The sequence below is a fragment of the Rhizobium freirei PRF 81 genome (genome assembly GCF_000359745.1).
Lineage (GTDB): Bacteria > Pseudomonadota > Alphaproteobacteria > Rhizobiales > Rhizobiaceae > Rhizobium > Rhizobium freirei.
On the sequence record NZ_AQHN01000067.1, the window covers coordinates 63,561 to 83,726 of the forward strand.

Annotated in this window: 19 protein-coding genes and 1 riboswitch; of the genes, 7 read left to right on the forward strand and 12 right to left on the reverse strand. The window is 60.6% G+C overall.

Features of this window, described 5'->3' with window-relative positions:
• Positions 1–5 precede the first annotated feature (5 nt).
• Together RHSP_RS17880 and RHSP_RS17885 are read left to right on the forward strand one after the other, a co-directional pair.
• A complete protein-coding gene (locus RHSP_RS17880; RefSeq protein ID WP_004120283.1) occupies positions 6–692 on the forward strand; it encodes an ABC transporter ATP-binding protein in 687 nt (228 codons plus the stop codon).
• Positions 689–1,972, forward strand: a complete 1,284-nt coding sequence (locus RHSP_RS17885) for an ABC transporter permease (protein WP_004120285.1) — start codon at positions 689–691, stop codon at positions 1,970–1,972. Before RHSP_RS17880 ends, RHSP_RS17885 begins: the two co-directional genes overlap by 4 nt.
• Before the next feature lie 71 nt (positions 1,973–2,043).
• On the opposite strand, the gene RHSP_RS17890 is transcribed toward RHSP_RS17885, so the two are convergent.
• From RHSP_RS17890 to RHSP_RS17915, 6 genes are all read right to left on the reverse strand, one after another.
• Positions 2,044–3,111 (reverse strand): ABC transporter ATP-binding protein, encoded by a 1,068-nt coding sequence (locus tag RHSP_RS17890; RefSeq protein ID WP_037152676.1) that lies wholly within the window; start codon positions 3,109–3,111, stop codon positions 2,044–2,046.
• Positions 3,112–3,143: 32 nt separating this feature from the next.
• Positions 3,144–3,998: a carbohydrate ABC transporter permease gene (locus RHSP_RS17895; protein WP_037152680.1), complete on the reverse strand. Its 855-nt coding sequence runs from the start codon at positions 3,996–3,998 to the stop codon at positions 3,144–3,146.
• Positions 3,988–4,893 (reverse strand): carbohydrate ABC transporter permease, encoded by a 906-nt coding sequence (locus RHSP_RS17900; RefSeq protein ID WP_420820097.1) that lies wholly within the window; start codon positions 4,891–4,893, stop codon positions 3,988–3,990. Before RHSP_RS17900 ends, RHSP_RS17895 begins: the two co-directional genes overlap by 11 nt.
• Positions 4,894–4,993: 100 nt before the next feature.
• Positions 4,994–6,208, reverse strand: a complete 1,215-nt coding sequence (locus RHSP_RS17905; RefSeq protein WP_004120316.1) for an ABC transporter substrate-binding protein — start codon at positions 6,206–6,208, stop codon at positions 4,994–4,996.
• Between the two features lie 85 nt (positions 6,209–6,293).
• Positions 6,294–7,079 (reverse strand): DUF4037 domain-containing protein, encoded by a 786-nt coding sequence (locus tag RHSP_RS17910; RefSeq protein ID WP_004120318.1) that lies wholly within the window; start codon positions 7,077–7,079, stop codon positions 6,294–6,296.
• A gap of 33 nt (positions 7,080–7,112) precedes the next feature.
• Entirely contained in the window at positions 7,113–8,399 is a 1,287-nt protein-coding gene (locus RHSP_RS17915) for an alpha-L-fucosidase (RefSeq protein ID WP_200863271.1), read from the reverse strand.
• Between the two features lie 236 nt (positions 8,400–8,635).
• Between RHSP_RS17915 and RHSP_RS17920 the strand changes: the two genes are divergently transcribed.
• Positions 8,636–9,643 carry a LacI family DNA-binding transcriptional regulator gene (locus RHSP_RS17920; protein WP_004120323.1) on the forward strand — a complete coding sequence of 336 codons (1,008 nt, stop codon included), beginning with the start codon at positions 8,636–8,638 and terminating at the stop codon, positions 9,641–9,643.
• Positions 9,644–9,788: 145 nt separating this feature from the next.
• On the opposite strand, the gene RHSP_RS17925 is transcribed toward RHSP_RS17920, so the two are convergent.
• The 3 genes from RHSP_RS17925 to RHSP_RS17935 are packed head-to-tail and all read right to left on the reverse strand — an operon-like array spanning position 9,789 to position 13,139.
• Positions 9,789–10,943, reverse strand: a complete 1,155-nt coding sequence (locus RHSP_RS17925; RefSeq protein WP_004120325.1) for an ABC transporter permease — start codon at positions 10,941–10,943, stop codon at positions 9,789–9,791.
• On the reverse strand, positions 10,940–12,157 hold the full coding sequence (locus RHSP_RS17930; RefSeq protein WP_004120327.1) for an ABC transporter permease: 1,218 nt from the start codon (positions 12,155–12,157) through the stop codon (positions 10,940–10,942). The genes RHSP_RS17925 and RHSP_RS17930 overlap by 4 nt, the downstream gene beginning before the upstream one ends.
• A 1-nt stretch (position 12,158) precedes the next feature.
• Positions 12,159–13,139 (reverse strand): HlyD family secretion protein, encoded by a 981-nt coding sequence (locus RHSP_RS17935; RefSeq protein WP_037152685.1) that lies wholly within the window; start codon positions 13,137–13,139, stop codon positions 12,159–12,161.
• Between the two features lie 718 nt (positions 13,140–13,857).
• Here RHSP_RS17935 and RHSP_RS17940 point away from each other — a divergent pair.
• From RHSP_RS17940 to RHSP_RS17955, 4 genes are all read left to right on the forward strand, one after another.
• Positions 13,858–14,952, forward strand: a complete 1,095-nt coding sequence (locus RHSP_RS17940; protein ID WP_051074098.1) for a GGDEF domain-containing protein — start codon at positions 13,858–13,860, stop codon at positions 14,950–14,952.
• An 85-nt stretch (positions 14,953–15,037) separates the two neighbouring features.
• Positions 15,038–15,295: riboswitch (cobalamin riboswitch) on the forward strand.
• A gap of 162 nt (positions 15,296–15,457) precedes the next feature.
• Positions 15,458–16,474: an ABC transporter substrate-binding protein gene (locus tag RHSP_RS17945; RefSeq protein ID WP_004120334.1), complete on the forward strand. Its 1,017-nt coding sequence runs from the start codon at positions 15,458–15,460 to the stop codon at positions 16,472–16,474.
• A 2-nt stretch (positions 16,475–16,476) separates the two neighbouring features.
• Positions 16,477–17,514 (forward strand): FecCD family ABC transporter permease, encoded by a 1,038-nt coding sequence (locus RHSP_RS17950; protein ID WP_004120336.1) that lies wholly within the window; start codon positions 16,477–16,479, stop codon positions 17,512–17,514.
• On the forward strand, positions 17,511–18,275 hold the full coding sequence (locus RHSP_RS17955) for an ABC transporter ATP-binding protein (RefSeq protein ID WP_004120338.1): 765 nt from the start codon (positions 17,511–17,513) through the stop codon (positions 18,273–18,275). The genes RHSP_RS17950 and RHSP_RS17955 overlap by 4 nt, the downstream gene beginning before the upstream one ends.
• Before the next feature lie 113 nt (positions 18,276–18,388).
• On the opposite strand, the gene RHSP_RS17960 is transcribed toward RHSP_RS17955, so the two are convergent.
• The 3 genes from RHSP_RS17960 to RHSP_RS17970 form a co-directional block, all read right to left on the reverse strand.
• Positions 18,389–18,718 carry an ArsR/SmtB family transcription factor gene (locus RHSP_RS17960; RefSeq protein ID WP_004120340.1) on the reverse strand — a complete coding sequence of 110 codons (330 nt, stop codon included), beginning with the start codon at positions 18,716–18,718 and terminating at the stop codon, positions 18,389–18,391.
• Positions 18,702–19,214, reverse strand: coding sequence for an SRPBCC family protein (locus tag RHSP_RS17965; RefSeq protein WP_004120343.1), 513 nt, complete (start codon positions 19,212–19,214; stop codon positions 18,702–18,704). The genes RHSP_RS17960 and RHSP_RS17965 overlap by 17 nt, the downstream gene beginning before the upstream one ends.
• Before the next feature lie 210 nt (positions 19,215–19,424).
• Positions 19,425–19,910 (reverse strand): GNAT family N-acetyltransferase, encoded by a 486-nt coding sequence (locus RHSP_RS17970; protein ID WP_004120346.1) that lies wholly within the window; start codon positions 19,908–19,910, stop codon positions 19,425–19,427.
• Between the last annotated feature and the right edge of the window lie 256 nt (positions 19,911–20,166).

Consider the following 20,166-nt stretch of genomic DNA (forward strand, 5'->3'; position numbering starts at 1 on the left):
ACGCTATGCTCACTCTCGATGTTTCCGACCTGAAGATGCATTTCCCGGGTCTGGCCGCGCCGGTCCTCACCATTGATCGGTTTCATCTGCCGGCAGGTGGCCGGCTCGCGATCACCGGTGCGTCCGGTTCGGGCAAAAGCACGTTCGTCAATGCCATCACTGGGCTCGAAGACGTCACGGGCGGCACCGTGTCCTGGAGCGGCACGGAGATCACGCGCCTCTCCGCCGGCCGGCGGAGTGCCTTTCGCGCCCGCAATATTGGTCTCGTCATGCAGGACTTCCATCTGTTTCCCGGCCTGTCTGCCTTCCAGAATGTCGTGCTGCCGATCAAGTTGGCGCGGCGTCTCGCGAATGACGAGCGGGAACGTGCGCTCAAGCTGCTGTCCATGACCGGCATCGCCCGACCGCAGCAGAGGATCGAAACCTTGTCACGCGGCGAGATGCAGCGCGTCGCCGTTGCGCGCGCTCTTCTGTCGCGCCCCGGGGTCATCGTCGCGGACGAGCCGACCGCAAGCCTAGATCGCCAAGCGGGCAACGATGTTGCGGAACTTCTGCTTCAGCTTTCCGCTGAGGAGGGGACGACGCTTATCGTCGTCACGCATGACGCCGCACTTGCCGAGCGTCTTGGCCGCCGCATCAATCTGGCGAGCGGGCGCATTGAGGAAGACAGCCAAGAGGTTGCCGCGCAATGATCACGTTCATCCTTGCCGATCTCAGGCGTTTCTGGAGCGGGGCATTGGCTGTCGTGGTGCTGATTGCCCTGTCGGTCGCCTTGAGCGTGACGGTCACGCTTCAGGAGCGGGCCGTTCGGCTCGGCAGTGCACGCGCTGCGGAGAAATTCGATCTGCTCGTGGGAGCCGCCGGCAGCGAGACGCAGCTGGCGCTTTCGGCCGTATTCCTGCAGCCGGCGCCGCTGCCGCTGATGGAAGGAGCCGTCCTTGGCCGGCTTGCCAACGATCCGCGTGTCGAACTGGCGGCCCCGGTCGGCTTCGGCGATTCCGCCTACGGACATCCGATCGTCGGCACAACGACGGGCCTGATTTCATCGCTCTCGCCGTCGCTTTCGCAAGGGGCGATGTTCTCGCGTCTCGGCGAAGCGGTGGTTGGTTCTGATGTGGCCCTGTCGACGGGTGCGGAAATCAAACCGATGCACGGTACGGCAGAGACGGGCGACGAGACCCATACGGCCATCGCCTACAAGATCACCGGCCGCATGGCGCCGACGGGCACCGCCTGGGACCGAGCAATCCTTGTGCCGATCCGTGCTGTCTGGCAGTTGCACGGCATGCACGGCGAGGATCATCACGACCAAGATGGTGATGCGGCAGAGGCCCATGACGCAGGCCGTTCCGATCAAGATCGCCGCGAAGACCATGAACACGAGCATGGTCATCTCAATGCCGATGCGCCGCTGGACGAGCATTTCGACGCGCAAACGCCTGGCGTTCCGGCCGTGCTCGTCAAGCCGAAGACGATTGCCGATGCCTACCGTCTAAGGCAGGAATACCGAAGCGGCACGACGCTCGGCGTCTTTCCGGCTGAGGTGCTGACGAGGCTCTATGCAACGCTTGGCGATGCCCGCAGTCTCCTCCTGGCGATTGCGCTCGGAACGCAAGCGATCGTCATTGCCGCGATCGTCCTGGTGACGATCATGCATGTCGGGTCCAGGCGTCGGCAGATCGGCGCCTTGCGGGCGCTCGGCACGCCGGTCCGCTCGATCGTCGCGCTTGTCTGGGGCGAGCTCTTCATCCTGTTTGCCGCCGGCATCGCGCTCGGCATCGTCCTTGGCTATCTCGCAGCGCTGACGATATCGGCCCGGCTTGCCGCGTCGACGGCCGTGCGCCTGCCGGTCGGTTTTACCTTCGATGACCTATGGCTTATCGGAGGCTTTGCCGCCATCGCGGCGATCATCTCGATCGTGCCTGCATTCAGCGCCCTGCGCTCCAGTCCGGCTGCGGCGCTGCGCGCATGATAGCACGTTTGCGCCAGTTCTGACGGAGCCGGGCTCGCTCGACGAGAAGCGTCTGCGAGGTGAAGCTGATTTCAATGCAGACGTTCACCATTCGCCGGATCGAACAGATGCGTCTTCATCGGATCGATCTTGAGCCGGATAGGCTGGCCCGGGGAGACTGAAGGACGGTCCCTGACCGCCGCAACGATCGATTGGGCGCCGGCCTGCAATTGCAGATGTGTGTCCGAGCCGGTCGGTTCGATGACGATCACTTTGGCATGCACGCCGCTGGTATCCACAGCGATATGCTCCGGCCGGATACCGAGCTGGACGGATCGGCCGAGATGGCGGCGGGCGCTTTCCGGCAGCGGCCAATGCAGGTCTTCCGCAGCCTGCAATTCCAAGGTCCCGTTTCGGTCGGCGATGAGGCCATCTATGAAGTTCATCGATGGCGATCCGATGAAGCCGGCGACGAAGCTGTTAGCCGGCGCATCGTAGATTTCGTGCGGTGAGCCGATCTGTTCGATATGGCCGCCGCGCATGACGACGATGCGGTCGGCCATTGTCATCGCTTCCATCTGGTCATGCGTCACATAGACCATGGTGGTGCCGAGCCGCTGGTGCAGCGTCTTGATTTCGGTGCGCATCTGCACGCGCAGTTTTGCATCCAGATTGGAAAGCGGCTCGTCGAAGAGGAAGACGGCGGGGTTGCGGACGATGGCGCGCCCCATCGCCACGCGCTGACGCTGCCCGCCCGACAATTGCCGGGGATAGCGATCAAGCAGGGCGGTAAGATCGAGGATCGCGGCGGCATCGTTGACCTTCTGCTCGATCTCCTGGCGGCTGCGGCGCGCAAGCTTCAGCGAAAAGGCCATGTTGTCGCGCACGGTCATATGCGGATAGAGCGCGTAGGACTGGAACACCATGGCGATATCGCGCTCATTGGGTTCGAGATCATTGACGATACGATCGCCGATTTCGATCTCGCCGTCGCTGATGCTTTCCAGCCCGGCGATCATGCGCAGCAAGGTGGATTTGCCGCAGCCCGAAGGTCCCACAAGCACGACGAATTCTCCGTCCTGTGCGGCGACGGAGACGCCATGCAGCACTTCGAGTGCGCCGTAGCGTTTGATGGCGTTGCGAATGGTCAGTTTCGCCATGGATCTCTCTCCCGAAATTGTCGGCCGGCGCTTTAGCGCCCGCCCATGCCCGCATTGAGGGCGATGCTGTTGTAGATGAGCTTTTGCAGGATGATCGCGAGGAAGATGCCTGGAAGCATGGACAGAGTGGCGCCGGCCATCAGGTAGTTCCACTGCGTGCCCTGCTGCGTCTGAAACAGGGTGAGCCCGACAGGCAGGGTGGCATTGTCGGCACCGGTCATGACGATCAGCGGCCAGAGGAAATTGTTCCATTGCCCGATGAATGTGAAGAGCGACAGAAGTCCGATCGCCGGCATCGACAGGGGCACGATGATGCTGACGAGGATTCGCAGGCGCGACGCACCGTCGATCCTTGCTGCTTCCTCCAGCTCCATCGGAATTGAGAGGAAGAACTGCCGCATCAGGAATGCGCCGAAGGTGCCGAAGGAGACCGGCAGGATAACGCCCGGGAAGGTGTTGACGAGGCCGAGCTTGTTGACGATCAGAAACAGCGGAATGATGAGCATCAACGGCGGCACCATCAGCGTGCCGATATAGCCGAGCAGCAGCGTGTCGCGCCCCCTGAATTTCAGCCGTGCGAAGGCATAGCCTGAGAGGCAGGAGACGACGACGGTGATTGCGGTTACGCAGATGGCGATAACCGCGCTGTTCAGGAAGAAGCGGCCGAAGGGCAGCCGGGTCCAGGCTGCGGCAAAATTACCCCATTCGAAGACCTCGGGCAGGATATGCACCGGTATCGCCGTTACCTCGGCATTCGAGCGTACTGCGTTCGAGACCATCCAGAAGAAGGGAAACAGAAATGCGAGTGCCACCAGTCCAAGTGCCGCGTGATTGACGATGTCGAATGCCAGCTTTCGGCGTGCTCTGCTTTGGGATCTAAGCGTCATAGTGCACCCATTTGCGCTGGAACCAGAATTGCAGGGCCGTCAGCGCCATGATCAGCGCAAACATCACCCAAGCGATAGCGGAGGCATAGCCCATCTGGAAATTTTGAAAGCCGCGCTGGTAGATGGCATAGCCGAGCGTCGCGGTTGACGATCCCGGGCCGCCTTTCGTCATGACGAAAATCTGGTCGAAGACCTGCAGCGAGGTGATCGCCGTCATGACGGTGCCGAAGAACAGCGTCGGCGAAATCAGCGGCAGGCGAATTTTCCAGAAACGGTCCCAGGCCGTCGCGCCGTCGATCCGCGCCGCCTCGAGATAGGTTGCCGGCACCATGTCGAGGGCGGCGTTGAAGAGAACGGTATTGTAGCCAACGCCGGCCCAGATCGAGGTGAGGACAACAGCCTGCATGGCGAGCGCGCGATCGTTGAGAACGCCCGAAAACGGCAGCGACAGGGCAGCCATCAGGTTGTCGAACAGGCCGCCGCTGGTGAAGATCAGCATCCAGACCATGGCGACGGCAATCAGCGGGGTGAACGTCGGAAGAAAGAAGATCACGCGGAACCAGCGCTGCCCGATCTTCAGGCTCGAAATCCATGTCGCCAACCCGAGCGAGATGACGATATTGAGCACCAGATACTCGACCGTAAAGAAGAGGGTGTTGCGCAAGACCGTCCAGAATTGCGGGTCGGTCGTGAACAGGCGCAGATAGTTGGAGAAGCCGACGAAACGCGGCGTGCCGAGCAGCTGCCAATTGGTGAAGCTCAGCGCGATCGAAGCCAGGATCGGCAGGACGAGGAACAGGACGATGCCGATCAGACCCGGCAGCAGGAAGAACAAGGCCGTCCAACCCTCGCCCCTGAACCATTTGCGCGAGCGTGGCCTTGGTCTTGCGATCATGTCGGTGTGTTTGCCCAGCATCATGGGCCTCTCCTTTTCGGCAAGGGCACGGTGGTCGAGCCTATAGGCCCGACCACGACGTGCCGGCCAGGTGCCCGGACTACGGAAGCTGGCTCTGAATGTCGCCGAGCACGCCTTCGGGCTTCGAGTCTCCGGTCAGCGCCAGCGGCACGTACTGCATCACCAGATTCTCGAACTGGTTCCATTTCTCGTTGATGCGGAACGGCGTGGTATGGGCGAACATATATTGCAGCGTGTCGCGGGTGCCGCTGACGTTCTTCGCGGCTCCGTCATACCAGGCGGTCTGCTGCGCAAGTCGCGCCGGCAGCGCCCGCCCGGCCGAACCGAGGATTTCGGCGGCCTTCGGGCCTGTCAGCACCTGCAGCGCCTTGAAGGCGGCATCCTTGTGCTGGCTGGTGGCGGAAATACCCCAGCCCGAGCCGGCCGTGATGAAGCGCGACGGGCCACTTCCGCGCGGCAGCGGCGCGATGCCGATCTTGAAATTGGCATTGGCTTGCCCGGTAATCAACGACCACGGGCCGTCGATATACATGGCGACGTTGCCCGAGGCAAAGCGGCCGCTTGCGGCCGACGCATCGGCTGCAGATGCAAAGACCGGCGAGAGTTTGTCCTTGGCGGTGAGATTGGCATACTTGCCGAACGCGTCGACAAAGCCGGCGTTGGTGAGGTCGAATTCATTGTCGGCGTTGAAATAGTCGGCACCGAGCGCGACGGGGCCGGCGATGAAGTCGAAGGCCTGGGTGCCGTAACCATAGGTTCCGTCCTTGGTCAGGGCCTTGGCATCGGCCTTGAAATCATCGAACGTCCAGTCCTTGGCGGGTTCCTTCAAACCGGCTGCGGCGAACTTGTCGCGATTGTAGAAGATCATCCAAGGGCCGACGTCATACGGCAGGGCATAGAGTTTGCCGTCGCGGGAAAGGCCGGACATGATCGATGTCTCGAAGTCGGCAATCTTCACGTCGCTCTTCTTCACATAATCATCGAGCGGGGTCAGGAGCGAGTAGAAGTTCGGCACGCGCATCGACTGCATCGAGACGATATCAGCAATTTGTCCCGATGCGGCCAGCACGGGCAGCCGCGTCCAGTAATCCGTCCAGCCCGAAAGCTGCAGCTTGACCTTGATATCGGGATACTGCTGGGTGACGAGATCGGCCAGCTGCTGCCAGAGCTGCGCATCGTTGGGCTCTCCCCACATCTGCCAGGTCAGGGTCACGGGAGCATCCTGCGCTTGCGCGCCGATGCCAGGTAGAGAACTCGCCGCAAGGGCGGCGGCAAAGATCAATGAACGCTTCATGATGGTTCCTCCTCCTTAATGACTTTCGTTGCAGTGATGTTTATCACTATCCGGACGCTCCCCTCCGGCTTGGTTTGCGGCTTGTTCACGCCGCGATCATGGCCTCCAGGTCGGCGATCAGGCCGATCAGTTCGGTTCGCTGACGCCGCCATGTGTCCGGGCCTTGCACCGGCTCCAGAATGGCGGTCATCCGCTGGAGAAAGTCAGGCGGCAGCCGTTCGAGTTCGGCTGCCATGGGTAAATTCCAGCCATCGCCCGGAAAATAGACCCGGTTGAAGGCAAAGACGGTTTGCAGGATGGCGTTGGCAAGCTTGCCCGTCAGTCCGACGAGAAAGACGAGATCGCGGCGGACGACCTTGCTCTCATAGTGATAGTCCCTGGCCCAATAACGCAGGATATCCATGTATTGGTTGAGGACTGAGGCTCTGAGCGCTTCCGGATATTGCGCCAGCCGCTGCTTCCAGCCGGCCAGCAAACCCCGTGGATCGGCGATGATCTGCTGGCTGGCAAGATCCGTCGGCAGGTGATAGCCCCAGATCGTCCATTCGAAGCTCTTGGGCACGACGATGCCGGCAAGCCAGGAGTCCAGGTCGCGCTGGACGCCGGCATACCGCCGCATCCAGACGCCATCCATGCGGATGCCTTCGGCCTGCCATCTCCGCAGCGCCGCATCGAAACGCTGCCACGCTGCTGTCTGCCGAACCTCCGGTCCACGGTAGGCATCGGCATAGACGCGGAAATCGAAATCCGATTGCGCATCGGACCTGCCCTTGCCGCGCGATCCGGCAAGCGCGACGGCGCCATTGCCGTCTTCGGCCAGATCGGCGATCAACGGGGTCATTGCGGCAATGAGTTCGGCTTCGCGGCTCATGACGGCACCGGGCGGCTGGGCTTGGCTATCTCCTTAATCTTTGAGGATCAGTTCGATGACCGGCGTCACGACGTCAGGCTTCAGAACTGGCAGCTCCAGGGTCAGAATACCCTCGCCGACGGCGACGCCGATGTTGGAATCGACTTCGGCATCCGGGTCGAGCCAATGAAGCTCGCTGGCGTCGTGCAGGAACTGGGCATATTTGACCTTACGCCCCAGTCCTTCGATATGAATGTGACGGAACGGCCAGGTCTGGATGTGCAGATAGAGCCGATTGCCCTTCTGGGTGAAGCGGCAACCGCTCGGAGCCTTGTAGGTTGAAGGTCCGGCGCCGTAGATCGCACGGCCGTTTAGCCGCATCCATTCGCCATAGGTGTCGAGCGCCGTGATGGCGCGGGCGTCGAAGGTGCCGCGGCCGGTCGGGCCGACATTCATCAGAAGATTGCCGCCGAGAGACACCGTATCGATCAGGATATTGATGAGCTGGCCGGCATCCTTCCAGCTGGTTTCGTCGCGATAATAGCCCCAGGAGCCGCTGAAGGTGTGGCAGGCTTCCCAGCGCACCGGCAATCCGGCAATCGTCGGGGCGACACGTGGTGTATATTGTTCCGGCGTGACGAGGTCGGGCATGTGGTCGGCATCGCGTGGCAGGTCGAGACGGTCGCCGACGATGATGTCGGGCTGCAGCTGGCGCACCAGCTTGATGAGATCGTCGCTTTCCCAGTCGGCGCGGCCCTTGCCGGGCAGGCCCTTATAGATGCGGCGGGGATAGCTGAAGTCGAACCAGATCACATCGATCTTGCCGAAATTCGTCAGGAGTTCGCTCACTTGGTCGCGCATATACTTGGCATAGCGCTTCACGTCGCGACCTTCATTGAGCGCGGCGGCATCGGGATGGTTGCGCTGCGGATGATGCGCGTCGATCGGGAAATCCGGATGATGCCAGTCGAGCAGCGAATAATAGAAGCCGACCTTCAGCCCCTCGGCGCGAAGCGCTTCGACGTAAGGGCCGATCAGGTCCTTGCCATAGGGCGTGTTGGTGACCTTGTAGTCGGTCACCTTGCTGTCCCAGAGGCAGAAGCCCTCGTGATGCTTGGCGGTTAAGACGACATATTTCATGCCAGCTTCGCGAGCGCGACGTGCCCATTCACGGGCGTCGTAGAGATCGGGATCGAAGTTCTCGAAATACTTCTGATAGGCCTCGGTGGTGAATTCCTCGCGGTTTTTCAGCCATTCGTGGCGTGCGCCGAGGGCGTACAGTCCGAAGTGGATGAACATGCCGAAGCGGTCGTGTCCAAACCATGCCTTGCCGTCGGCCATATTACGGCCGCTACTGATCGCTGCGTCGCTCACATTATCCTCCCAGGATTTTCAGCTCTATCGAACCGGTTCGATTTAATCATTGATTCTATCGTCCGGCATGTCAAGTGCGCTGTTGAAATCTCTTTCCGCATATTGCTTCGTGGCCGACAAATGCTAGATTTGTGACAGGGACTCAACTGAGGGAATACCTTCAAATGGAAGGTTGTTGGCGATAGAAACGGTTCGAAAAATTTATGGCCACAATTCGCGACGTCGCCAAACTCGCTGACGTATCCGTCTCGACGGTGTCGCTGGCTTTGAGCAATCCGGCGCGTGTCAGCCCGAAGACGCTGGAAAAAATTCGTCAGGCGATCGCCTCAGTCGGTTTCGTCGCCGATCCGCTTGCGCAGAGCCTGGCGCGAGGGCGCAGCCGCATGATCGGCTTCGTCGTCGGCAATGTCGGCAATCCGTTTTTCGGGGATATCCGGCGCGAGCTGGAGAACTACGCGCTCGATCACGAGCATTTCGTCGTTGTCACCGACTCCTCCGGCAAGACGGCACGCGAGAGGGCGATGGTCGAGCATCTGATCGGTCTCAAGACCGCCGGCCTGGCGCTTGCGCCGTCGGGTTATGACCAGGAGTACCTCGATTTCGTAGCCAGCCTGAACGTACCGATCGTCTGTTTCGACCAGAAGGTCGCGGGCATCGAGCGCGATTTCGTCGGCTCCGACAACTATCTTGCCGGCGCGATGCTGACCGAGCATCTTCTCCAGCTCGGTCACAGGCGTATCGCCTTCATCACCGGCCCGAGTCATATGCATACGGCAACCGAACGCTATCGCGGCTTTGCCGAGACCATGGCCAATGCCGGTGTCGAGGTGAATTCGAATTTCGTCGTTGATGGGCAGTTCACGCGCACCGCCGGCTACGAGGCGGCCATGCGTCTGCTGATTCAGCCCGAGCGTCCAACAGCGATTCTCGGCGCCAACAATACGGTTGCGCTTTCGGCGCTGCAGGCCATGCAGGAACTGGGCTTCCGCTGTCCGGAAGACATTTCGCTTGCCATGATCGACAATGTGCAGTGGAGCTCGGTCATCACGCCGCGCATCACCATGGTGGTTCAGGATACGCTGGCGCTCGGCGGCATCATTGCAAGGCGGCTCATGCACCGCATCACCAACCCGCAAGGCGCGGTCGAGCCGCCGCAGGATTTCGTGCTGACGCCGAAATTCGTCCCCGGCAATTCCTGCCGGCGGATCTAGGGCAATTCCAGGAAAAGTGCGCAGCGGTTTTCCGTCCGGAATTGCGTAAAAACAATAAGTGTGAGCGGTTCTCAGATTCCGTGAAAAACTGAACCGCTCTAGTTCCATCGTGCACGACGTCAGGGAGATGCGGCGCCGGAAACTCCTAGGCTTTGGCAGCCAGGCGCTGCCGGCCTCTGCTCTCCAGCAGAATGGCGATCACGGTATAGACGGCCGCCAATATCCATAGCGTCAGGAATGGTTGGCGGACGTAGGGTAGGGGCGCACCGAGCTGCGAGACGGCAACGATGCCGTTGATAGCGGAGGTGCTCGGCAACACCGTCGCGATGGCATGCAGGAGGGGTGGCATCGCCTCGGTCGGCCATGAAAAACCGGCAAGGAAGAGGAAGGGTATGCCGAGTGCTGCCGACACAAGCTGCACCGTCAGGGGGCTGCGGAAGAGGCCGGCGATAACCAATCCGAGCGCACTGACGGCCAGCACGAAGGGCAGGGCAAAGATGAAGATCGAGAGCGGTGTGCCGAGACGCGGGATATTGTAGAGATAGGGAATGACAATGAGGTAGAAGGGCATAACGACCGCTTCGAGGATCAGGTAGGCGAGCAGCTTTCCGGCAACGACCGAAATCGGCCCGATCGAAGCCGCCGGCCCGGTCTTCAGCGCATCGTTTCGATAGGTGCCAAGCAATCCGACGCCGATAAGCAGCGTCTGCTGCATGATGAGAATGAAAGCGGCCGGCAGGATATAGGTTGCGTATCCGCCCTGCGGATTGAAAAGCGGCACGGCGGTCAAAGGCATGGGGTCCGAGGCTGCGGCGGCAATTCTGGGATCGACCCTTGCGGCAATCAGCCTAGCCGTCTCGACCTCCGCCCCCATGGTCTTTGCAACGGCGGTCACGCCGCCGGATATGCGCTGATAGATCAGGAAATAGCTGGCATCGGCGTAGAGCGCGACGGGCGACTGTCGATTGTGCAGCAGATCGCGCTCGAAATATTGCGGAATGACGAGAATGCCGAAGAGGTTGCGGGCATGGACCTCGCGCTCGGCGCTCGTCTGATCCGGAAGGACGGCGACGACCGCCACATCCGCGGACGCATCGACGCGCCGGGCAAGTTCGCGGCTGCTGTCGGTGCCGTCGAGATCGACGACGGCAATCGGCACATGACGCAGGGCTTCCGTGCGGTAGGGCTGCGGATAAAGGACGGCATAGATGATGGTGGCGACGATCAACACCGAAAAGGCAGGCTTCAGTGATAGAACGCGTCCGAGCTCGATACGGCAGACGGTGAGAACTGACTTCATCCCGCGACCCTCCCCTCGGCGGCCGTTTGTTCCATCTGGCGTCGCCGCCGTGCGCGGATTATTTCCAACCGCAATGCCGTCAGGCTCGCAAGCAGAAGCACCATGAAGAGCAGAACGGCAATCGGTTTCCAGGAAAGATCAATTGGCGTACCGCGAATGGTCTGGTCGATGCGCGCCATCAGATACCAGGTGCCGGGGATGATCTGCCCCCAGTAATAGGCAAAGGCATTCATGCCGATGCGCGGGAAGCCGATGCCCATGAAGCCGAAGGCCGGTGCCATCAACAGCGTTCCGATGCTGATCGCACTCGCCATCGGCCGAATAAGCAAAGCCAAGAGCACGCCGATGAATTGGTCGGCAAGAATAAACAGGACACCCGCCAGCACAAGCAGGTAGCGATTGCCGCGCAACGGCATGCCCAAGGCCCCGAAAAGAACCCAGTCCGCAATGCCGAGAACCACCAGGAACAACAGCGTATAAGGGAGTATCTTTCCGGCTATCGCCGGCCACAATCCTCCGCCAAGGCGCCGCAACAGGCGCAGGCGATGCACCGTTTCGACATCAAGCCCGATCGTATAAGCCATCGTCGTGACGATAATGACCTGCAATACGCTCGGCAGCAGAGCGGCGAGCAGAAAATGCGCATAATTGAGCGTCGGATTGAAGAGCGGATTGACCTGGACGGGTATGGGCGCGAGCGCCTTTTCGGCGGCATCGACGGGTTGGCCCTCGGCTGTTCTGAGCGACAGACGGATGCCGGCTGCAATGGAGGGAACCGCGGCGCTGACGCCGCGCAGCGTCAGATTGCCCGTCGTCATCGTCTGCGTGTTGTAGAAGAAGACGACTTCGGGGCGGCGTCCGGAAAGGACATCGCGCTCAAGGTTGAGCGGCAGCATCAACAGGCCATGAACCTGGCCGGACAGGATCAGCCGCCTGCCCTCCGCGAGGTCGCTGACATTGCGGATGACGGCCGTATCCGGTGTGGCGTCGACGGTGCGGATGATCGTTCGCGAAAGATCGGTATTGTCGAGATCGAGCACGGCGATCGGCAACCGCGTGGCAAGGCCGGCGCTGAAGACGGCTGCCAGCACCCCCATCAGCAGAAGTGGCAGGATGGTCGTGAGGAACAGCAGGAAGGGGCGGCGCCAGAGACGATCGAATTCCCTTCTGAAGACCGTCAGGAAGCCGGGGCGCAACCGCCCTTTCGCCATCATGTCAACGCTCCGCCGGCGGCCAGGATGCAATGACGCTCATCCCGGGGCGCAGGCCCTTTACGGGCTGGGCCGGGGTTGCCCGTACCTCGAAGGTGCGAAGGTCGAAATCCCCCGTCGCCCGTGTGGCGCGCCAGGTCGCATACTGACCCTGAGCGTTGATCATGGTCGTTTTTACGGTGATCTTGCTGTCGCCGAGGGCTGGAACGGTAACGTCAAAGCTGTCGCCAACCTTCAGGCCCTTCAGCAGATCCTCGCGAAGATTGAAGGTGAACCACGGGTTTTGCAGGTCGATCAGCGAAAAGATCGGGGCTCCTGCCGAAAAATTCTCGCCGAGTTCGGCGACACGCGTGGTCACCTGTCCCGAGATCGGCGCGAGGATCGTCAATTCATGAAAATCGGTCTGCTGCTGGTTGAGCGAAGCCTTTGCCTGCTCGACCTGCGTTGCCGCCAGGGCCTTTTCTTCCTTGCTGGCACCGGCGACGGCGAGCTGGAGATTGGCCTGGGCAGACTCGCGTTTGCGGATCGCGGCTTCGAGGTTCCGGGTCGTTTCGTCGACGCGCGATTGTGTCGAGGCCCCGGTCGTAATCAGTTTTGCCTGGCGATCCGAGTCTTCCTGGTACAGCCTGACGTCCGCATCCGCGGCAGCGAGTTCGGCCTGCCGCGCCGCGATGGTTTCCGGTCGCGTGCTGTTGACCCTGACGAGATCGGCCTGGGCAACGGCAAGCGCGGCTTCGGACATGTGCAGAGCGGCGGTCAGCTGCGGGCTCTCGAGTTCAGCGATTGCCTTGCCGCGCTCGACATTGTCGCCGACATCGGCATTCAGCTTCGCAACCCGGCCGGAAACACGCGGGCTGATGTCGACGCGATTGGCTGAAACTTCACCTTGGACGATAAGTGGCGGCGGTCGTGTGGCAAACCATAGAAGGACACCAAGCGCTGCCAGGATCACGATGCCAATCACAACACGTATCGTTCGCCACATACAGTCGTCTCCCCAGTTGCGCTTTCGAGGCCTGCGCCTCGTGACGGCCGACACTGTTTCGGGAGCTGGCCGAGGTCGCAGAGATGGCGAGGTCAGATGTGCATCCGCGCCCGCTTGCGTCATCTGCGCTATATCGGCCGGCTGTCCCGCCGCCGGCGATTGCCGCAGGACTGTAGCAGAGGAAAATGACAAAAGCACTTGCCGTTGAGCAGCTTGCCGCGTCTCTGTCCCTCGGGCATCGGCCTGCAATATTCCACAAAAATGCGGATTGTGATCCGACGCCGAAAAGCTGCCCCTCTTCTTAAGCGATGGCTCAAATAGCCAAGCCGTGCTTGACCATCCCACGCGAAGCTCCAAATAGGTTCGATAGGCCGGGTCGCCTTTTCATCACGGCAGTCTGTCCAGTTTCGCCATCCCTTCGATTACCTTTCAAATAATTTTGTTCCTCTTCATGCTCGCGCTCCTCAGAAAATTTATGATGTTGGGCACTGCCGCTCGCAAGCATCGAGTGTTGCCATAATGATGCGCGTCACTTTGAAAGTTCGGTCATCGCGATGATCATCGTTGCCTGCTCCAATTCGAGCGGTACAACAGCGCTTTTCGGAGGCGAGAGGCTTTATAAACCGTCTCGCAGAATTTGTTTGGTATTGCTTTTTGATGTTGACTATGACCCGTGCCGGCAATTTGCTGCGGGTCCATGCGAGGGTTTGGGACAGTGATGGAGATTCAAACACATTTGCCGTCCCTGGTGCGCGTCCTCGGGCAGGTGGCGATCATCGTCTACGCCTATTCCTGGGTCACCCGAACCATCGAGCGCGGCGTTTTGAAATCTGTCGCGGTCGGACTGCTCTTTGGCCTGGGAGGTATTCTGTCGATGGGCGATCCCATTCGATTTATGCCCGGCGTGTTCCAGGACGGCCGCTCGATTCTGCTTGTTCTGACGCCGATCTACGGAGGCGCGGTCGGTACAGTGGTTGCTGCCGTTATGATGGGCGTGTTTCGCTATCTGGTTGGCGGGATTGGGGCCATGGCCGGAATCGCCGGCATTCTGATCGTTGCGACCGCAGGATATTTTTTGACGCTGCTGCCGCGGCAATTGACTGGCACCGGATGGAAGCGCTCGGCCCTGTTCGGCCTGGCAACGACGACCTCGCTCGTCGTGCTCGTCTTCCTGCCATGGCCGGTCGCGCGTGAACTTCTCCTTTCGGCGACGCTTCCGGTGACGATCGTCAACATTCTCGGCGTTATGCTGCTCTCGGATCTGCTTGAAAAAGAAAGCTACCGCATCGGCATTCTGCGCGCACTCGAGAATGAAGCGACCCTCGATCCTCTGACGAAGCTTCCGAATCGCCGTGTGCTGCAGCGGGAAGGCGATCGCTGCAGCAAAGAAGCTGGAACGAGGCGGATTCCCTTTTCGATCATCATGCTCGATATCGATCACTTCAAGAAGATCAACGACAATTGGGGGCATTCCTTCGGCGATACCGTGCTGGCGCGGGTGGCGGATGTGATCCGGCTGACGGCTCGCAAGACCGACATCGCTGCCCGCTACGGCGGCGAGGAGATCGTGGTCCTGCTGCCGAACACCGACATGAGAGCGGCCGGCATCGTCGCCGAGAAGATCCGCGCCGACATCGAGACGACGGTCCTGATGTTCGGCCAAGAGGCCATCCATGTCACCGCCAGCTTCGGCATTGCCTGTTCCCATGAGCCGTCGGTCGATTTCAAGCAGGTTCTCGAAGCGGCCGACAAGGCGCTCTATCGCGCAAAGGCTGCCGGAAGAAATCGCGTCGAGCTCGCGGAAACGGCATAGGGGGCTGCTGCCGGTTTCGACTGGCGGCGCGGTAGCGTCTTTATAACTTCGTTAAAGCCGTCTTCTTGACGGGGATGGGCAGTCCGGCGTAACTGGATGCGACGGTTCCCCAAGGAAGACTCCGCGGGGATTAATAGGGAACACGGTGAGGACGACCCAAAAGGGACCTAGACCGTGGCTGCCCCCGCAACTGTGAGCGGATTGCCGATCATCCAGGAGTGACCAGCCCGCTGTTCACCTCTGAAGGCTTCAAGGCCATGCCACTGCGAACATGCATCGCGGGAAGGCAGATGATCGTCAGATATCCGCAAGCCAGGAGACCTGCCGTCGATCACGATCCAATCAGCCGGGCGGGGATGCTCGGAAAGGACAGAGATGATTGACCTGAGCCTTCGACATTACCGGGCGTTTTTCGGCCCTGATTGGGATCTCCGTCACCGGCGGCGGTCTGTCTGAGCGCAACTGCGCCGACACCGCCAGATTTCCATTCCGATCGAGACCTTTCATGCGCCATTTTTTGACGACCATAACATTTGCACTTGGGCTAACCGGGTTTGCCGCCTCCGGCTTTGCCGCGACCCAATATCCGCTCACCCTCAACAATTGCGGCCAGCAGATCACGATTCAGAAGGCGCCGAGCAAGATCGTTTCCGTCGGCCAGGGCATGACCGAGATCCTGTTCTCGCTCGGCCTTGCCGACAAGATTGCAGGAACGGCCGTATGGGTCGGTCCGGTGCTGCCGCAGCATGCCGAGGCCAATAGCAAGATCGCCCGGCTTGCCGACAACGATCCGAGCTTCGAATCCGTCGTGGGCAAGGAGCCCGATTTTGTCGCAGCCGAATTCGAATGGCATATCGGCCCGCAGGGCGCCGTCGGCACGCGCGAGCAGTTTTCCGAGCTCGGCATCAATACCTATATCGCGCCGACTGACTGCGTCGCCAAGACCAACGCCGGGGGTGGCGATGGCGTGCGCAAGGAGCTGTTCACGATGGACCTGATTTATCAGGAGATCGGTGAACTCGCTGAGATTTTCGACGTCAAGGATCGCGGCGAAGCGCTCGTCGCCGATCTGAAGAAGCGCGAGGCGGATGCGGTCGCATCGATTGCCGGGGCCAAGGCCAAAGGCCTTCCGATCGTGTTCTGGTTCTCCAGCAAGGAAGTCAGCGGCGATGCCTATATCGCCGGCAAGAACAGCGCGCCGGCCTATATCCTGAAGACCCTCGGCGCCAAGAATGTCGTGACGACGGAAGAAGAATGGCCGCTGGTCGGATGGGAAACCATCGCGCAGGCCAACCCTGCCGTGATCGTCATTGCGACCATGGATCGCCGCCGCTATGCGGCCGACGATCCGAGGGTCAAGCTCGGCTTCCTCGAGAAAGATCCGGTCACCAGCCAGCTCGACGCCGTCAAGAACAAGCATTTCGTGATGATGGACGCGCAAGCGATGAACCCGACCATCCGGACCATCGACGGCATCGAAATATTGGCCAAGGGCATCAAGTCCTTCGGTCTGGCGCAGTAAAGATGCGTCTGGTTGCCGAACGGCGAGAAAGGTGGGCGTTATTGGCGCTCAGCATGGCCGCGATCCTGTTTCTGGCCTTCATGGTCAGCCTTGCAGTCTCGATCGGCGAGATTTCGATCCCGCTGTTGACGACGGCAAAGGCCGTCTCGAACCGGTTGTTCGGAACGGCTTTCGAGCTTAGCCGGATCCATCAAGGCATCGTCTGGGATTATCGGCTCAGCCGTGCGCTCGTTGCGGCAAGCGCCGGAGCGTCGCTGGCGCTGAGCGGCGTGATCCTGCAGGCCCTGCTGCGCAATCCGCTCGGCGAACCCTATGTGCTCGGCATTTCCGCCGGTGCCTCCACCGGCGCGGTCTGCATCATGATCCTCGGGCTCGGCTACGGAGTTCTGGGGCTTTCAAGCGGCGCCTTCATCGGCGCAGTCGTCGCCTTCCTGTTTGTCGGCCTGCTTGCAGCCGGTGTCGGCGGCACGAGCGAGCGCATCATCCTGTGCGGCGTCGCCGGCTCGCAGCTCTTCAATGCAGTCACCTCCTATATCGTCACGACGTCTGCGAACGCCGAGCAGGCGAGGGGCGTGATGTTCTGGCTTCTCGGCTCGATGAGCGGCGTGCGCTGGCCGGATGTCTATCTCTCCGGGCCGATCGCCATAATCGGCTTCGTGATCTGCATGGCGCATGTCCGCGTGCTCGATGCTTTCGTCTTTGGAACCGATGCTGCGGCTTCGCTCGGCATCGCCGTGCGCCGCGCGCAGATCGTGCTTCTCGGCACGACGGCCTTGATGACTGCGGCGGTCGTCAGCGTTGTCGGCTCGATCGGCTTCGTCGGGCTCGTCATTCCGCATGCGGCGCGTTTCATGGTAGGTCCCAATCACGACCGCCTGTTGCCGGCGTCGGCGCTCGGCGGCGCGATTTTCATGGTCGCCGCCGATATCGTTTCCCGGATCATCATTCCTCAGCAGATCCTGCCGATCGGCGTCGTGACCGCGCTGTTCGGCGCTCCGGCCTTCGCAATCATTCTCTATCGCGCCCGGAGGACGGCATGAGCATCGCGGTCGACAACGTAAGCTTCGCTGCCGGCAACACGCTGATCGTCAACGGTATCAGCCTGTCGGTGGAAAAGGGAAAGGTGCTTGGCCTGCTGGGGCCGAACGGTTCCGGCAAGTCCAGTCTTCTGCGGCTGATCTGCCGTCTGAGAAAGGTGAGGAGCGGCGTCGTCAGGCTCGGCGGCAGCGACATTGCCTCGATTTCACGCGGCGACATCGCTCGTCGTATCGCGCTGGTGGAACAGCAGGCAACGACGGATACGCGGGTGACCGTCATCGATGTCGTCCGTCTCGGGCGCACCCCCCATCGTGGCCCGCTTTCTTCCTGGAGCGCCCGCGACGATGCAGCGGTTTTGGATGCGCTCGCCCGCGTCGGCATGCGGGATCGGGCGGGGCAGCTATGGCAAACCTTGTCCGGCGGCGAGCGGCAGCGCGTCCACATCGCCAGAGCGCTCGCACAGACCCCCAGCGAATTGCTGCTCGACGAGCCGACAAACCATCTCGATATACAGCACCAGCTCGATATTCTCGGCCTGATTTCGAAACTCGACGTCACTTGTGTCGTCGCGCTGCACGATCTCAATCTGGCGGCCATGTTCTGCGATAGTCTGGCGGTGCTGCAGAAGGGCGAAGTGGTCGCGGCCGGTTTACCTGAAGAGGTGCTGACGCAGGAGCTGATCGAGCGGGTATTCGGCGTGCGTGCCCATGTCCAGAAGTCGTCGGTCCACGGCCGCTGCAACATTCAATACATGGCAGGTTGATCTCATGGACAGCGCGAATTTCGATCTCAAGGAAGAGATCCGAGACTATTGGTCGAAGCGATCGGAAACCTTCGATCTGACTTGAACCTTTTCTCCCCCGTCTGCGTGCGGCCTCACGCCGTCTCGACGAGCGACTTGAGGCAGCTGAGCGCGCGGTCCCACCCGGCCGAGATGGCATTGAGGAACGCTCGCGCCTCCTCGATGCGGCTCCCGTCGAGAGCATAGAGCACTTCCTTGCCGTGGCGTTCGTGCGTCACCAATGCAGCTGCTTCCAGAACCTGCAGATGCTTTACGATCGCTTGCCGGCTGATCGCCTGCCCTTCGGCTAGATTGGTTGCCGACAAAGCGCCGACGGTGAGAAGCTGTGTGACGAGGGCCAGGCGTGTCGCGTCTCCCAATGCGGCAAAGATATCGGCCAGCTCGCGTTCACGCCCGTTCGACATAGCGCCTGATGTTCTCGACCTGTGCAGCCCAGCCGCCGTCATTCATCAGGAAGGCACGCTTGCGCCGATGGTCGGGTATGCCTTCGAAGCCGGATTCGGTAATCGTCAGCCGCGTCCCTTCCGTGACGGGTTCCAATTGGAACTCAACGAGCGTCGGCGATTCCTTAGCCGGATCGCAATCGATATCGATACCGTAGGGGATCCAGCGGAAGCTGAAAGATCGCGGTGCTTCCATCCGCTCGACGGTGCAGAAAACCGCATTCTGCGACGGCTGGCGAATGTCGGTGGGATCAAGACCCAGCGAGGCCTGATATTGCCGTAGAGCCTGAGGGTCGAAGTCCCCTTCGAACGTGCCGGTTATGGCCCGGCCAGGAAGAAAGGGTTCGTTCAGCTTTACGCCGAACCATTGCGAAAATTCCTCGACATCGGTGATGGCGCGCCAAACACGCTCGATAGGCGCACGCAGCACCACCTGTTTCTCAATGCGATCAAACATCGTCACATGTCTCCGCTTTCGCAACGACAAGGGTAGAGCATAGCAGCACGATAGCATGATGTGCAACCAATATGTTGCACATCATGCTATCGTGCTGCCGTTTCGGATTTCATGGCGCATCCGAAGTTTCGCCGATCCACGAGGAAGAAGCCGGCATTGCCGAACGGCAAGCCGATTGTCGCGAGCATCAGGATCCAGGCCAATGGCTGTTCAACTGGTGAACTTCAACACCATTTCGATCTCGTCCTCGAACATCTCGCCCGTCGGCACAAAGCCGAGGCGCCTATAGAAGCCTTCGGGACTATCGTCGCCGACGACGTAGCAGGTGAACAACTCGGAAAATCCGCGTGCTTTCATCTCGCGGACGACGAGTGCGATCGCCTTCTCGCCAAAACCCATGCGCTGATAAGGACCGGCGATCATCAAACGCCAGAGGAAGGCGCCGGGGCAATCGATGACGTCGTAGTCGGAGCCGATATGCAGCATCACGAAGCCTACCGGCGTGTCGTCGGCATAAATGGCGCGAAACCATGCATTTTCGGAAAAATGCGCTTCGGCGATGGAGGTGCCGTTGTCGGCGACCTTATCGCGCTGGGCTTCGGTCAGCGTCTCGCTCAGTTCGCAGATATCGCTGACAGTTTGCGAGGTGATGCGGCGCAAAGAGATTTCGGAGGCCGAAGTAGGCTGTTCGGTCATGATCGTTTCCATGTTGAGATTTTTGATCCGGCAACGCCGGCATGGTTTGCATCGTCCACCGACGATCCGAGATTTGCCCCAGAATGAGGTAGGTTTGCAGACGAGTATTGTCAATAAATAAAACTATAGGATGAAAACGGAGGAGGCGCTTCAACTCATTTAGGCAGATCGCTACCATGGTCGTGTCAATGTGCGCTCCAAAACCGGCCCTCAAGTTTGTTGCAGGCACCGGCTCTCTAAGCCGCCTCGCCCGCCT